Source organism: Azorhizobium doebereinerae UFLA1-100, assembly GCF_000473085.1.
Lineage (GTDB): Bacteria > Pseudomonadota > Alphaproteobacteria > Rhizobiales > Xanthobacteraceae > Azorhizobium > Azorhizobium doebereinerae.
In genome coordinates this window covers 13110-27047 of sequence record NZ_AXBA01000023.1, presented here as the reverse complement: position 1 = coordinate 27047, position 13938 = coordinate 13110, and the positions used below count along the sequence as shown (strand labels likewise).

Annotated in this window: 11 protein-coding genes; 6 read left to right on the top strand and 5 right to left on the bottom strand. The window is 68.0% G+C overall.

Features of this window, described 5'->3' with window-relative positions:
* Positions 1-4 precede the first annotated feature (4 nt).
* On the bottom strand, positions 5-883 hold the full coding sequence (locus YU1_RS0116475; protein ID WP_029005007.1) for a LysR substrate-binding domain-containing protein: 879 nt from the start codon (positions 881-883) through the stop codon (positions 5-7).
* A gap of 94 nt (positions 884-977) precedes the next feature.
* Between YU1_RS0116475 and YU1_RS0116470 the strand changes: the two genes are divergently transcribed.
* Both YU1_RS0116470 and YU1_RS0116465 read left to right on the top strand, forming a co-directional pair.
* The gene (locus tag YU1_RS0116470) at positions 978-1385 is read left to right on the top strand and encodes a tautomerase family protein (RefSeq protein WP_029005006.1); all 408 of its coding nucleotides are present in this window, start codon (positions 978-980) and stop codon (positions 1383-1385) included.
* A gap of 100 nt (positions 1386-1485) precedes the next feature.
* Positions 1486-2664, top strand: coding sequence for a site-specific DNA-methyltransferase (locus YU1_RS0116465; protein ID WP_029005005.1), 1179 nt, complete (start codon positions 1486-1488; stop codon positions 2662-2664).
* A 106-nt stretch (positions 2665-2770) separates the two neighbouring features.
* Here YU1_RS0116465 and YU1_RS0116460 read toward each other — a convergent pair whose 3' ends face one another.
* Together YU1_RS0116460 and mutY are read right to left on the bottom strand one after the other, a co-directional pair.
* Positions 2771-3079: a hypothetical protein gene (locus YU1_RS0116460; protein ID WP_029005004.1), complete on the bottom strand. Its 309-nt coding sequence runs from the start codon at positions 3077-3079 to the stop codon at positions 2771-2773.
* Between the two features lie 216 nt (positions 3080-3295).
* Positions 3296-4381 carry an A/G-specific adenine glycosylase gene (gene mutY / locus YU1_RS0116455; RefSeq protein WP_029005003.1) on the bottom strand — a complete coding sequence of 362 codons (1086 nt, stop codon included), beginning with the start codon at positions 4379-4381 and terminating at the stop codon, positions 3296-3298.
* Positions 4382-4511: 130 nt separating this feature from the next.
* Between mutY and YU1_RS0116450 the strand changes: the two genes are divergently transcribed.
* A complete protein-coding gene (locus YU1_RS0116450) occupies positions 4512-4991 on the top strand; it encodes a DUF721 domain-containing protein (protein ID WP_029005002.1) in 480 nt (159 codons plus the stop codon).
* Between the two features lie 128 nt (positions 4992-5119).
* On the top strand, positions 5120-5806 hold the full coding sequence (locus YU1_RS0116445) for a DsbA family protein (protein WP_035715646.1): 687 nt from the start codon (positions 5120-5122) through the stop codon (positions 5804-5806).
* A 58-nt stretch (positions 5807-5864) separates the two neighbouring features.
* On the opposite strand, the gene YU1_RS0116440 is transcribed toward YU1_RS0116445, so the two are convergent.
* Positions 5865-6500 (bottom strand): hypothetical protein, encoded by a 636-nt coding sequence (locus YU1_RS0116440; RefSeq protein ID WP_029005000.1) that lies wholly within the window; start codon positions 6498-6500, stop codon positions 5865-5867.
* Positions 6501-6916: 416 nt separating this feature from the next.
* On the opposite strand from YU1_RS0116440, the gene gltB reads away from it, so the two are divergent.
* Positions 6917-11614 carry a glutamate synthase large subunit gene (gltB, locus tag YU1_RS29860; RefSeq protein ID WP_035715630.1) on the top strand — a complete coding sequence of 1566 codons (4698 nt, stop codon included), beginning with the start codon at positions 6917-6919 and terminating at the stop codon, positions 11612-11614.
* Between the two features lie 225 nt (positions 11615-11839).
* A complete protein-coding gene (locus YU1_RS0116430; RefSeq protein ID WP_029004999.1) occupies positions 11840-13264 on the top strand; it encodes a glutamate synthase subunit beta in 1425 nt (474 codons plus the stop codon).
* A gap of 85 nt (positions 13265-13349) precedes the next feature.
* Here the strand turns inward: YU1_RS0116430 and YU1_RS0116425 are convergent, their stop codons facing one another.
* Positions 13350-13931, bottom strand: a complete 582-nt coding sequence (locus tag YU1_RS0116425) for a YqaA family protein (RefSeq protein ID WP_029004998.1) — start codon at positions 13929-13931, stop codon at positions 13350-13352.
* Between the last annotated feature and the right edge of the window lie 7 nt (positions 13932-13938).

Here is a 13938-nt window from a genome sequence, read left to right as displayed (position 1 = left end):
AATGTCAGGCGGCCGCGAACAGCGGCCGTTCCCGGCGCAATTCCTCCGCGATGACCTGTTCCACCTGGGCGAGAGCCGGCGGCCGGCTCTCCGCCCGTCCATAGAGCGCGTATTCGAACTGCGGCAGCGGTGCGGTGCCGAGATCGCTCACCATCACGAGGTCGGGCCTCAGCGCGCGGGCGGAGCGCACCGTGATGCCGAGGCCCGCCCCCACCGCCGCCATCACGCCCGGCAGGCTGGGGCTGGTGAGCGCGATGCGGAAGGCGCGTCCCGCCGAGGTGAGCGCCGAGATGCCGGCGCTGCGGAAGATGCACGGGCTCTCGAACATCAGCAGCGGCACCGGCTCGTCCGGGTCGAGGCGCAGATGGCGGGCGCCGATCCAGCACATCTGTTCGCGCAGGACCGGGCGCACCGGCAGGTCCGTCTCCACCCGGTAGCCGGCGGCGAGGTCGAGGTCTCCGGCGCGCAGCTTCTCGATCATGGTGGCGGTGGAGCAGACCCGCACGGTGATGGGCGCGCCGGGAAAGGCGCTGCCGAGCCGGCCGAGAATGCGCTGGAGGGCGAACTCACCCACGTCCTGGACGAAGCCGAGGCGCAGCGGCTGGGAGAAGCTGCCGTGCACATGCTGGCCCAGCACGCGGTCGTTGAGGTCCAGCAGCCGGCGGGCATCGTCGAGGAAGCCGGCGCCGCGCGGGGTCATGGCCACGCCGCGCCCCTTGCGCTCCACCACCGGAAAGCCGAGCTGCTCCGCCAGCCGGTCCATTTGCAGGCTGACCGCCGATTGCGTGCGGCCGACGCGCTGGGCGGCTGCGGAGATAGAGCCCAGCTCCGCTACGGCGGCAAAGCTGCGCAGCAGGTCGAGATCAAGGTTGCGAATGCTCATTTCATGAGTCTTCCAAAATCCTCGATCAAGATCATTCAATTTTTCTCATGATGCAAGCGTGGCTACGGTGCGGCTCACATCACAGGAGGCACCCATGCCCATTCTCAACGTCAAGCTGTCCTCGCCCCGGATGGCGGCCGGCATCCCCCAGGTGGCCGCGACCCTCACCCGCCTTACCCACCAGATCCTGCGCAAGGACCCGGCGCTGACGGCGGTGGCCATTGACCAGGTGCCGGCGGAGCAGTGGTTCATCGCCGGCACCAGCCTGGCGGAGGCGCAGCTCGCCAGCTTCTGGCTCGACATCGTCGTGGTGGACGGCACCAACACCAAGGACGAGAAGGCGGCCTATGTGGCAGCCGTATTCGAGGCGATGTCCGCGCTGCTCGGCCCGCTGCACCCGGAGAGCTACGTGCTGGTCCGCGAGGTGAAGGCGGATGCCTACGGCTACGGTGGCCAGACGCAGGAGCGGCGCTATGTGGAAAGAAAGATGAACGCAGCGTAAACGCAGAACAATAAATAAAAACGCTCGCCGCTAACTTCGCTTTTACCAGTATAACGCCACAGTCCTGCCCATAGTAAGTGTTGCGTATGGGTAGCGTCTTATGAGTGTGGTGCGTAGAGGGGCGCCCCGACGGGCGCCCCGCCTTTCCGGCGAGACCTTCGGGGCCGAGGCCATCCGGCAGGTCGTGCATGACCGCATCCTGGTGGGCGACTGCGTCGAGCAACTCGCCGCGCTGCCGCCGCACAGCGTGGACGTCGTCTTCGCCGACCCCCCCTACAATCTGCAATTGCAAGGCGAACTGAAGCGCCCCGACGAGAGCCGCGTGGACGCGGTGGACGACGCCTGGGACCAGTTCGACAGCTTCGAGGCCTATGACGCCTTCACCCGCGCCTGGCTGCTGGCGGTCAAGAGGGTGATGAAGCCGAACGCCACCATCTGGGTGATCGGCTCCTATCACAACATCTTCCGCGTCGGCGCGCTGATGCAGGACCTCGGCTTCTGGATTCTCAACGACGTGGTGTGGCGCAAGGCCAACCCCATGCCGAATTTCCGCGGCCGCCGCTTCACCAATGCCCACGAGACGCTGATCTGGGCCGCGCGCGATCAAGGCGCCAAGGGCTACCAGTTCAATTACGAGGCGCTGAAGGGCGGCAATGAGGATGTGCAGGTGCGCTCCGACTGGCTGCTGCCCATCTGCACCGGCGCGGAACGGCTGAAGGATGCGGAGGGCCGCAAGGTCCATCCCACCCAGAAGCCGGAATCGCTGCTCGCCCGCGTGCTGCTGTCGGCCTCCAAGCCGGGCGATGTGGTGCTGGACCCGTTCCTGGGCACCGGCACCAGCGCGGCCGTGGCCAAGCGCCTGCGTCGCCACTTTATCGGCGTCGAGCGGGACGAGGGGTATGCGGCCGCTGCCGCGGCGCGCATCGCCGCCATCGAGCCGCTGCCGGAAGCCGCGCTCGTTGCTCCCCCCAGCGCCCGCGAGGCGCCGCGCGTGGCCTTCTCGGCGCTGGTGGACAGCGGCCTGGTGACGCCCGGCGTCGAACTCACCGACGCGAAGGGGAATGTCCGCGCCATCGTGCGGGCGGACGGCACCATCGCCTTGGTCAATGCGGCGACTGCCGCCGTCGGCTCCATCCATCGCATGGGCGCGCTGGCCCAGGGGGCGGAGGCCTGCAACGGCTGGACCTTCTGGCACGTGGAGCAGGAAGGCCGCCGCCATCCCATCGACATGCTGCGCGCCCGCCTGCGCGCCGAAATGGGCATCCGCTCGCAGGAGTGAGCGGGTCGCAAGACGAAGGGTCCCATGGCAAAGGGGCGGGCGGATCACTCCGCTCGCCCCTTTTGCATTCAACCTGAGGACTGGAACCTGTGGCCATCGGCCTCCGTCACAGACGGGACGGGATGCCGCTGTGCGCCGGGCCGGAGTGGGGATCCTTGTCGGAGAACGGGCCGACGATCTCGTCCTGGCTGTTGGTCGCGGGCGCCTGCTGCTGGGCGGCGGTGGCGTGCACGCGGGCCGTGGCCTGTGCCGCGGTCGGCAGAAGCTGTTCGGTGGCCGTGTTGGGCAGGAAGCCCTGGGCGCTCACCGCATACTGCTCGCGATTGGCGGCGGAGACATATTCGTCAGCCTGAGCGGCGCCCGAAAGGGCAAGGCCGGCGGTCAGGGCAAGGGCGGCATAAGAGATCGTACGCATGGGAGTTTTCCTTTTCTCGGTCCAAGGCGTTCGGAAGCGCCTCGTTGTCGAGAGCTGAAATAGTCCCTGCAGCGTCCGGGATAATCTGCCTAAAGAGAAACTGATTGTCCCGAAACCAGCAGTAATCCAAATGCGCCCTTCCGGCGTTCACGCGCCCGCCCGGATGATGGCTCGTGGATTTCCAGGTGTTGCGATCCCCCCCCGGGCGGAAAAATATCAGGCGCCGTCCACCCGTCCGTGGGCCAGCACCTTGCGCATCAGGCTGGGCAGGGCCTCGCGCTCGAAATCCTTCGGATCGACCCAGCGATGGCCGTCCGGCGCTGGCGTCCGCAGCGGCAGGTCGGCGCGGCGCACCGACAGGGTCAGCGCGAAATGCGTGAAGACATGCTCCACGCTGCCGGGCAGGGGGCGCCAGCTTCCTGCCAGTGGCGCATGGGCCTCGGGTGCTGCCGGCACCGGGCCCCAGGGGGTGGAGGGCACTTCCGTCATCTTCGCCAGCAGCCCCTTGTCCGGCCGCGTACGCAGAAGGACGGCCCCATCCGCCCGCACCGCCAGGAAGGCGACTCCGGCGCGGGCGGGCCTGGCGGCCTTGGGCGCCTTGACCGGATAGCGCGCCGGATCGCCCTCGGCGCGCGCGGCGCAGGGCTCCATCCAAGGACAGAGCGGGCAGGCGGGGGAGCGCGGCGTGCAGATGGTGGCGCCGAGGTCCATCATCGCCTGGGCGAAGTCGCCGGGACGCTTGGCCGGAGTGAGCGCCGCCGCCAATGCCTTGATGTGCGGCTTGGACTTCGGCAGCGGTTCCTCCACCCGGTAGAGCCGGCTCACCACACGCTCGATATTGCCGTCCACCGGGCTGGCCTTGAGATCGAAGGCGATGGCGGCGATGGCGGCGGCGGTATAGGGGCCGATGCCGGGCAGTTCGAGCAACGCCTCCTCGTCCGCCGGAAAACGCCCGCCATGGCGCGCGACCACCGCCTTGGCGCAGGCGTGCAGGTTGCGGGCGCGGGCATAATAGCCAAGGCCCGCCCAGGCGGAGAGCACCTCCTCCAGCGGGGCGGCCGCCAGATCCGCGACCTCGGGCCAGCGCTGGAGGAATTGCCCGAAATAGGGCCCCACCGCCTTCACCGTGGTCTGCTGGAGCATGATTTCGGAGAGGAAGACATGGTAGGGATCGGCGCGCCGGCCGGCCTCGGCCCGCCAGGGTAGCCGGCGGCGGTGGCGGTCGTACCAGGCGAGAAGAGCGGCGGGGTCCGGGGTCCCCTTCAGGTCGGGGCTGCGGGCTGATAGGCTGGTCGCAATCATGGCGCCACCGTGCCGGGCGATGGCGGCTCGGGCAAGGCCCGTGTCGGACCGCTCCGCATCGCTGCCGCAGCGGCAGGGCCCAGGGGCGGGAAAGCCCCGAAGCCGATCAGACCAAGGACCGATCGTTTCCATGAAGAAGCCGAGGCAGGTCCGCCTGCTCGCCGATCTTGTCGGGCCCAGCATCTCCGATGCTTTGGGGCGGGCTGGTTTCTCCGTGGTGGAGATCGTCACCCATTGGGACGACATCGTCGGGCCCGACCTCGCCCGCCGGACCATGCCGCTGAAGATGCAATGGCCGAACCGGCAGAACAACGAACCGGCGACCCTGGTGGTGCGGGTGGAAGGGCCCTACGCCATCGAGCTGCAATATGCCGCGCCGGTGGTGGTGGAACGGATCAACGCCTATTTCGGCTGGCGCTGCGTCGGGCGCCTCACCCTGCGCCAGGGGCCGGTGCCGCCCCGGCAAGGGCCGCCGCCCAAGCCGGTCGAGCCGTCCGGGGCCGAACTGGCGGACATTCGCGCCGGCCTCGGCCCCATGGAGGACGAGGCGCTCGCCACGTCGCTGGCGCGCCTGGGAGCCCTGGTGCGGCGCGAGCGCCGCGGGAACTGACCCCCGGTCATGCGTTCGTGTTCGCTTCGCGACGGCCCGCGCCGGAAAAGGTGATCGTGAGGGGTTTGCCGCCGCATCCCTGCCATGATAGCGCGATGCTGTCTGCGCCGAACGTTCCGGAGACTTTCATGTTGCTTCATCGTCGCCGTTTCCTCGAAGGGATCGGCCTGCTCGCTCTGGCCGGCGGCGTCGGTGCGCCTTTGGCGCGCCTGCTGGGCTTTTCCCCGGATTTCATCACCCCCGCCGCGGCGCAGACGGCCGACGCCGCCAAGCTGATGGCGCCCGGCGCGAGCCCGCTGCCGGTCAAGGCCCTCGGCGACCCCAAGGCGCCGGTCACGATCGTCGAATATGCCTCGATGACGTGCAGCCACTGCGCGGCCTTCGCGACGCAGACCTGGCCGACGCTGAAGACGAAATATGTGGACACCGGCAAGGTGTACTACATCCTGCGCGAGTTCCCGTTCGATCCGGTGGCCACCGCCGCCTTCATGCTGGCGCGCTGCGTGCCGGACGACAAATATTTCCCCATGGTGGACACGCTGTTCGAGACCCAGCGCGCCTGGGCCTTCGGCAACAACCCGGCCGCCGGCCTCCTCACCGTCGCCAAGCAGGCGGGCATGAGCGAGGCGGATTTCGAGAAGTGCCTGTCCGACAAGGACCTGGCCGAGAAGGTCCAGGCCAGCGCGCAGTATGGCAACAAGGAACTGGGCGTGGATTCCACCCCGACCTTCTTCATCAACGGCAAGAAGATTTCCGGCGCCATCTCGGTCGCCGATCTGGACAAGGAACTGGCGCCCCTGCTTCAGGGCAAGTGACGCCGTCCATTGGCTCGCGGAACGAGGCGGGTGCCCTGGCACCCGCCTTTTTCATGCGCTATTCGCCATCGGGATTGTTGGGGTCCGGTGCCAGCGGGCCGCGCGGCACGGTGGGCGGCGGGGTGCCGATCAGCGATCCGCTGCCGATGAGCGACCCGCTGCCCACGGTGGGGGGGCGCGGCGTGGATGCCACGGGCCGGGACGAGACCACCTGTCCGGAATAGGCGTCCACCGCCAGCAGCACCTGCCCCTCGGCCGAACTGGCCTGCACATAATAGAAGCCCTGCGAGAATTGCGGCGTCGAGACGCGGGCGTAGCCGGCGCTGCTGACGATCGCCTGGATCTGGTCCGCCGGGATCATGGGCGCGCCGGGCGGCATGGGCGTCTGCTGCGGGCTGAGCGGGATGTTGATGTAGGGCTGGACATAGACGCCCGGAGGTCCGGGCGGGCCGGGAGGCCCCGGGGGGGTGCCCTGGCCGCCGCCGCTCCAGCCGCCGCCATAGCCACCGTAGCCGCCCGAATTGCCGCTGGGCGTGCCGAACGTCACGCCGCGCTCGGCGCCGTGCGCGAGGGAGGCGGCCGCCGCCAGCGCCACCAGCAGGCCGAAGGCCAGGATGAAGCGGGTGCGTCCCGCCGTCAGGCGGGACGTGCGGGCAATGGCACGTGGCCGGCGAGGATCCGTATGGGACGTCATGGCAATTCCGTGCGGGTGCGTTTGAACGGCACAAGTCTGGCGGAGGAAGATTGCCGGAGGCTGGCCCGGGCTCCGTTCCGTCAGCCTCGACGGATCGTCGCGCTGATGGTCCCGCATGGCGGAACCGTTCCTGGCGTGTTCGCAATAGCGTTGCGTGGAAGGGGGGTTCCCCGTACCGTTGTTTCGCACAGGAGGGTGGATGCGCAATATATGCAGCATCGGCATGGCTCATGCGCATCAGCGTGCTTGTGGTTGTGCCGCTTTTCTGTCATCTTTCGAGAGATAGGGCAGTCCTGCTGCCCTATCGGCGTCCCCTCCAGCGTGTTCGAGCGTGCGTTCTAGCGAGCGTGCGCTTTCGTGCGCGAGGGTGAGGGAGTGGCGGATCGGCGGCAGGCCGGCGACAGGAGAGACCGAAGATGACCAGCATGGATCGCAACATCGGGACCGGAAGCGTGGCTCATGGCGCCGCTACCGCCAAAGACCCGGCGATCTTCGGTCGTCCGGAAGCGTTCGGCCTGTTCGACCCGGCGCAGGAGAAGGATTCCTGCGGCGTCGGCTTCATCGCCGACATCAAGGGCCGCAAGTCCCACAAGATCATCCAGGACGGCATCCAGATCCTGCTCAATCTCGAGCATCGCGGCGCGGTGGGCGCGGACCCGCGCGCCGGCGACGGCGCGGGCATGCTGGTGCAGATCCCGCATCGCTTCTTCGCCAAGGAGGCCGAGAAGCTCGGCTTCACCCTGCCCGAGCCCGGCCATTATGCGGTGGGCCACATCTTCATGCCCCGCGACGCGGAAGGCCGGGAGATCGTGCGCGCCGCGTTCGAGCGCGTGGTGGCTGAAGAGGGGCTCGTCCTGCTCGGCTGGCGCCACGTGCCCACCGACAATTCCTCGCTGGGCGAGAGCGTGCTGCCCACCGAGCCGAACCATGAGCAGATTTTCGTCGGCCGGGGCGAGAGCCAGGGCGACGAGGACTATTTCGAGCGCCGCCTGTTCGTGCTGCGCAAGGTGATTTCCAACGTCATCTATGACGCCAAGGACCCGCGCACCGCCGGCTATTATCCGGTGTCGCTGTCCTGCCGCACGCTCGTCTACAAGGGCATGTTCCTCGCCGACCAGCTGGGCGCCTATTATCCGGACCTGCACGATCCGGATTTCGAGAGCGCGCTCGCCCTCGTCCATCAGCGCTTCTCCACCAACACCTTCCCGGCCTGGCCGCTGGCCCATCCCTACCGGATGGTCGCCCACAACGGCGAGATCAACACGCTGCGCGGCAACGTGAACTGGATGGCCGCCCGCCAGGCGTCGGTGGACAGCGAGCTGTTCGGCGCCGACATCTCCAAGCTCTGGCCGATCTCCTACGAGGGCCAGTCGGACACCGCCTGCTTCGACAATGCGCTCGAATTCCTGACCCAGGGCGGCTACGGCCTTGCCCATGCGGCCATGATGCTGGTGCCGGAGGCCTGGGCGGGCAACCCGCTCATGGATGAGGAGCGGCGCGCCTTCTACGAATATCACGCCGCCCTCATGGAGCCCTGGGACGGCCCGGCCGCCATCGTGGCCACCGACGGTCGCCAGATCGTGGCGACGCTGGACCGCAACGGCCTGCGCCCGGCGCGCTATCTCGTCACCAGCGACGACACCATCGTGCTCGCCTCGGAAGCCGGCGTGCTCACCGTGCCGGAAGAGAAGATCGTCACCAAGTGGCGCCTCCAGCCGGGCAAGATGCTGCTGGTGGACCTGAAGGAAGGCCGCCTCGTCCCCGACGAGGAGATCAAAACCGAGCTGGCCCGCGCCAATCCCTACAAGGACTGGCTCAAGCACACCCAGCTCGTGCTCGAGGACCTGCGTCCCGTGGAGGCGCGCGAGGTGCGCACCGACGTGTCGCTGCTCGATCGCCAGCAGGCCTTCGGCTACACCCAGGAAGACGTGAAGCTGCTGATGGCCCCCATGGCCATCACCGGCCAGGAAGCCGTGGGTTCCATGGGCACCGACACGCCCATCCCCGTGCTCTCCGACAAGTCGAAGCTGCTCTACAATTATTTCCAGCAGAACTTCGCCCAGGTGACGAACCCGCCCATCGATCCGATCCGCGAGGAGATGGTCATGAGCCTCGTCTCCTTCATCGGGCCGCGGCCGAACATCTTCGACCTGGAGGGCACCGCCCGCCGCAAGCGGCTGGAGGTGCGCCAGCCCATCCTCACCAATGAGGACCTGGAGAAGATCCGCTCCATCGGCTTCATGGAAGAGCGGTTCGACACCCGCACGCTGGACATCACCTATCCGTCCGACAAGGGCGCGGCGGGCCTGGAAGGCGCGCTGGAGCGGCTGTGCGAACGCGCCGACGCGGCGGTGCACGGCGGCTACAACATCATCATCCTGTCCGACCGCATGGTCGGCCCGGATCGCATCCCGATCCCGGCGCTGCTGGCCACCGCCGCCGTGCACCATCACCTGATCCGCAAGGGCCTGCGCACCTCCGTGGGCCTCGTGGTGGAGACGGGCGAAGCGCGCGAGATCCACCATTTCGCCTGCCTCGCCGGCTATGGCGCGGAGGCGATCAACCCCTACCTCGCGTTCGAGACGCTGCTCGCTTTGGGTGACATCCCGAAGGAGGTGGACGACTACGAGATCGTCAAGCGCTTCATCAAGTCCATCGACAAGGGCCTGCTGAAGGTGATGTCCAAGATGGGCATCTCCACCTACCAGTCCTATTGCGGCGCGCAGATCTTCGACGCCGTCGGTCTGTCGTCGGCGGTGATCGAGCGCTATTTCTTCGGCACCGCCTCGACCATCGAGGGTGTCGGCCTCGCCGAGATCGCCGAAGAGACGGTGCGCCGCCACCAGCTCGCCTTCTCGGACGCGCCGGTCTACCGCCTGTCGCTGGATGTGGGCGGCGAGTATGGCTACCGCATGCGCGGGGAGGATCACGCCTGGACGCCGGATTCGGTCGCGACCCTGCAGCATGCCGTGCGCGGCAACGCCCAGGACCGCTACCGCGCCTTCTCCGCCATGATCAACGAGCAGGACAGGCGCCACCTCACCATCCGCTCGCTGTTCCGCCTGCGCGAGCCGGAGGAATACGGCCGCGCGCCGGTGCCGCTGTCTGAGGTCGAGCATCCCCGGGAGATCGTGAAGCGCTTTTCCACCGGCGCCATGTCCTTCGGCTCCATCTCGCGAGAGGCACACACCACGCTCGCCATCGCCATGAACCGGATCGGCGGCAAGTCGAACACCGGCGAGGGCGGCGAGGAATCCGAGCGCTACAAGCCGCTGCCCAATGGCGACAGTGCCCGTTCCGCCATCAAGCAGGTGGCGTCCGGCCGCTTTGGCGTGACGGCGGAATATCTCGTCAATTCCGACGTGATGCAGATCAAGGTGGCCCAGGGCGCCAAGCCCGGCGAGGGCGGCCAGCTGCCCGGCCACAAGGTGGATGCGGTGATCGCCAAGGTGCGCCACTCCACCCCGGGCGTCGGCCTCATTTCTCCGCCGCCGCATCACGACATCTATTCCATCGAGGATCTGGCGCAGCTCATCTATGACCTGAAGAACGTCAATCCCGATGCGGACGTATCGGTGAAGCTGGTGTCGGAAGTGGGCGTCGGCACGGTGGCCGCGGGCGTCGCCAAGGCGCGCGCCGACCACATCACCATCTCCGGCTTCGAGGGCGGTACCGGCGCCTCGCCGCTCACCTCCATCAAGCATGCGGGCTCGCCCTGGGAGATGGGCCTCGCCGAGACCCAGCAGACGCTGGTGGCCAACCGCCTGCGCGGGCGCATCGCCCTGCAGGTGGACGGCGGCCTGCGCACCGGCCGGGATGTGGTCATCGGCGCGCTGCTCGGCGCCGACGAGTTCGGCTTCTCCACCGCCCCCCTGATCGCGGCGGGCTGCATCATGATGCGCAAGTGCCACCTCAACACCTGCCCGGTCGGCGTCGCCACCCAGGATCCGGTGCTGCGCAAGCGCTTCAAGGGCACGCCCGAGCACATCATCAACTACTTCTTCTTCGTGGCCGAGGACGTCCGCGAGATCATGGCCCAGCTCGGCTTCCGCACGGTGGACGAGATGATCGGCCGGTCCGACGTGCTGGACCGGAAGGAGGCCATCGACCACTGGAAGGCGAAGGGCCTGGACTTCAGCCGCATCTTCGCCCAGCCGCAGGTGCCGCCGACGGTCTCCGTGCGCCACACCGAGCGCCAGCACCATCCCATCGAGAAGGTGCTGGACCGCGCCCTCATCGCCAAGGCCGAGCCGGCGCTCGAACGCGGCGAGAAGGTGGTCATCGACAGCGCGATCCGCAGCGTCGACCGCTCCGCGGGCGCCATGCTCTCCGGCGCGGTGGCCAAGCGCTACGGCCATGCCGGCCTGCCGGACGGCACTATCGAAGTGAACCTCAAGGGCACCGCCGGCCAGGCCTTCGGCGCCTTCCTCGCGGCGGGCGTGACGCTGAACCTGGAGGGCGAGGCCAACGACTACGTGGGCAAGGGGCTGTCGGGTGGACGCATCATCGTGCGGCCGCCGGAGGCCACGGGCATCGTCGCGGAGAACTCGATCATCGTCGGCAACACCGTCATGTACGGCGCGACCGAGGGCGAGTGCTACTTCCGGGGCGTCGCCGGCGAGCGCTTCGCCGTGCGCAATTCCGGGGCAATCGCCGTGGTTGAAGGCACTGGCGACCATGGCTGCGAGTACATGACCGGCGGCGTGGTCGTGGTCATCGGCCAGACCGGGCGCAATTTCGCGGCCGGCATGTCCGGCGGCGTGGCCTATGTGCTGGACGAGGACAAGACCTTCGCCAAGCGCTGTAACCTCTCCATGGTGGACCTGGAGCCGGTGGAAGAGGAGGAAGACCTCCTGGAGCGCCTCCACCACCATGGCGGCGACCTGGAGTTCAAGGGCCGCATCGACGTGCAGGGCGACATGTCCCGCCACGACGAGGAGCGCCTGCACCAGTTGATCGTCAAGCACCTGCACTACACAGGCTCGCAGCGGGCCAAGATGATCCTCGACAATTGGGCCGACTACCGCTCCAAGTTCGTCAAGGTGATGCCGGTCGAATACCGGCGGGCCCTGCGCGAGATGGAAAAACGCAACGGCCTGCAGGCGGCCGAATAGGCTGCGCGCGGACCAAACGGGGCAAAAGCCTGCGGCGGTCCGGAAAGGACCGCCGCCGTCCCACGCGAGACGGCGGTATGGCGGGGCAGGGAGCCGGCTCACGCATGCCGGCTCTGCGGGCGCTGCGCGCAAAAAGCGCCGGGTCGAGAGTCCCCAAGCTGGAACAATTCTTGTAATGGAGCTTCCGCGCGGCGAGCGCGACGCGGCTCCGCGGAGGGGTGTCTGATGGGTAAGGTCACGGGGTTTCTGGAGATCGATCGGCACGATCAGAAGTATCAGCCGGCCTCCGATCGCATTCGCCATTTCCGCGAATTCACCTTGCCGCTGCCGGAAACCGAGGTGGGCAACCAGGCGGCGCGCTGCATGGATTGCGGCGTTCCCTTCTGCCATGGCGATACCGGCTGCCCGGTCCACAACCAGATCCCGGACTGGAACGACCTCGTCTACAATGGCGATTGGGAGGAGGCGGCGCGCAACCTGCACTCCACCAACAATTTCCCCGAGTTCACCGGCCGCGTGTGCCCCGCCCCGTGCGAGGAGGCCTGCACGCTGAACCTTGAGGACGTGCCGGTCACTATCAAGACGGTGGAGCAGGCGCTCGCCGACAAGGCGTGGAAGATGGGCTGGATCAAGCCCGAATTGCCGGCGCAGCGCACCGGGCGCTCCGTGGCGGTGGTCGGCTCCGGTCCCGCCGGCATGGCGGCGGCCCAGCAGCTCGCCCGCGCCGGGCATGACGTCCATGTCTTCGAGCGCGAGCCGAAGGCCGGCGGCCTGCTGCGCTACGGCATCCCCGACTTCAAGATGGAAAAGCACCACATCGACCGCCGCGTGGCGCAGATGGAGGCCGAAGGCGTCACCTTCCACTACGGCGTGAACGTGGGCGTGACCAAGCCGCTGCAGGAACTGCTCGACAATTATGACGCGGTGCTGCTGGCCGGCGGCGCGGAGACCCCGCGCGACCCGAAGCTGCCCGGCCAGGAACTGGAAGGCGTGCATTTCGCCATGCCCTATCTGGTGCAGCAGAACCGCCGCGTCGGCCATGAGGATACCGGCCGCGAGCACCCGCTGCTGGCGGCGGGCCGCCATGTGGTGGTGGTGGGCGGCGGCGATACGGCGTCCGACTGCGTCGGCACGGCGTTCCGTCAGGGCGCGTTGTCGGTGACCCAGCTCGACATCCGCCCAGTGCCGCCCATGAAGGAGAACAAGCTGGCGGTGTGGCCCTACTGGCCGACCAAGTTCCGCACCTCGTCCTCGCAGGCCGAGGGCGCCGACCGCGAGTTCGCCTGCGCCACGCTCGGCATCGAGGGCCGCAACGGCCGCGTGACCGGCGTGAAGTGCGCGCGTGTGGACCATCACCGCAAGCCGGTGCTCGGCACCGAGTTCGTGCTGCGCGCCGATCTGGTCTTCCTCGCCATCGGCTTCGCCGCCCCGCTGCACGCGGGCATGATTGAGCAGTCCGGCGCGGCGCTGGACGGGCGTGGCAACGTGAAGGCCGACGAGACCGACTACCTCACTTCGATCCCCAAGCTCTATGCGGCGGGCGACATGCGGCGCGGCCAGTCGCTGGTGGTGTGGGCGATCCGCGAGGGCCGGCAGGCGGCGCACGCCATCGATAAGGCGCTGATGGGCGCGACCACGCTGCCGCGCTGAGGCGAGCGGCGTTTCATTCCTCCAAACGCGAAACGGCCGGGCGCTTGCCCGGCCGTATTGTTTTGCGCCGGTGCGGGGGCGGCGGTCAGATCAGATAGGCCGCCGCCACGAGGCCGATGACCACGATGGCCAACAGGCCAAGGGTCACGAGGCCGAGGCGCTTCTCGATGAATTCCCGGGCGGCCGGGCCGAAATAATGCAGCAGCGCCGCGAGGATGAAGAAGCGCAGGCCGCGCGTGATGACCGACAGGACGAAGAACCAGAACAGATTGTAGTTGGCGAAGCCCGAGGTGATGGTCACCAGCTTGTAAGGGATGGGAGTAAGTCCCTTGAGCAGGATCACCCAATGACCGTAATGGGCATAGGCGGCGCGGAACGTGTCCACCTTCTGCCCGTAGCCGTAGAGGTTGATGAGCCAGAGCCCCAGGCTGTCATAGAGCAGCGCGCCGATGGCATAGCCCACCAGGCCGCCGAGCACGGAGGCGATGGTGGCGATGAGTGCGTAGCGCCAGGCCTTGTCCGGCCGGGCCAACGTCATCGGCACCTGGAGCACGTCCGGCGGCACGGGGAAGATCGAGCTTTCCGCAAAGGCGACGACGGCGAGCGCCCAGGGGGCCGAGGGGCGCGCGGAATAGGCGATCACCCAGTCATAGAGCTTGCGGATCATGGATGTC

Excerpts from the sequence above, each read along its gene's own strand:
- YU1_RS0116475 (WP_029005007.1), bottom strand. The coding sequence starts at position 883 with ATGAGCATTCGCAACCTTGATCTCGACCTGCTGCGCAGCTTTGCCGCC.
- YU1_RS0116470 (WP_029005006.1), top strand. The coding sequence starts at position 978 with ATGCCCATTCTCAACGTCAAGCTGTCCTCGCCCCGGATGGCGGCCGGC.
- YU1_RS0116465 (WP_029005005.1), top strand. The coding sequence starts at position 1,486 with ATGAGTGTGGTGCGTAGAGGGGCGCCCCGACGGGCGCCCCGCCTTTCC.
- YU1_RS0116460 (WP_029005004.1), bottom strand. The coding sequence starts at position 3,079 with ATGCGTACGATCTCTTATGCCGCCCTTGCCCTGACCGCCGGCCTTGCC.
- mutY (WP_029005003.1), bottom strand. The coding sequence starts at position 4,381 with ATGATTGCGACCAGCCTATCAGCCCGCAGCCCCGACCTGAAGGGGACC.
- YU1_RS0116450 (WP_029005002.1), top strand. The coding sequence starts at position 4,512 with ATGAAGAAGCCGAGGCAGGTCCGCCTGCTCGCCGATCTTGTCGGGCCC.
- YU1_RS0116445 (WP_035715646.1), top strand. The coding sequence starts at position 5,120 with ATGTTGCTTCATCGTCGCCGTTTCCTCGAAGGGATCGGCCTGCTCGCT.
- YU1_RS0116440 (WP_029005000.1), bottom strand. The coding sequence starts at position 6,500 with ATGACGTCCCATACGGATCCTCGCCGGCCACGTGCCATTGCCCGCACG.
- gltB (WP_035715630.1), top strand. The coding sequence starts at position 6,917 with ATGACCAGCATGGATCGCAACATCGGGACCGGAAGCGTGGCTCATGGC.
- YU1_RS0116430 (WP_029004999.1), top strand. The coding sequence starts at position 11,840 with ATGGGTAAGGTCACGGGGTTTCTGGAGATCGATCGGCACGATCAGAAG.
- YU1_RS0116425 (WP_029004998.1), bottom strand. The coding sequence starts at position 13,931 with ATGATCCGCAAGCTCTATGACTGGGTGATCGCCTATTCCGCGCGCCCC.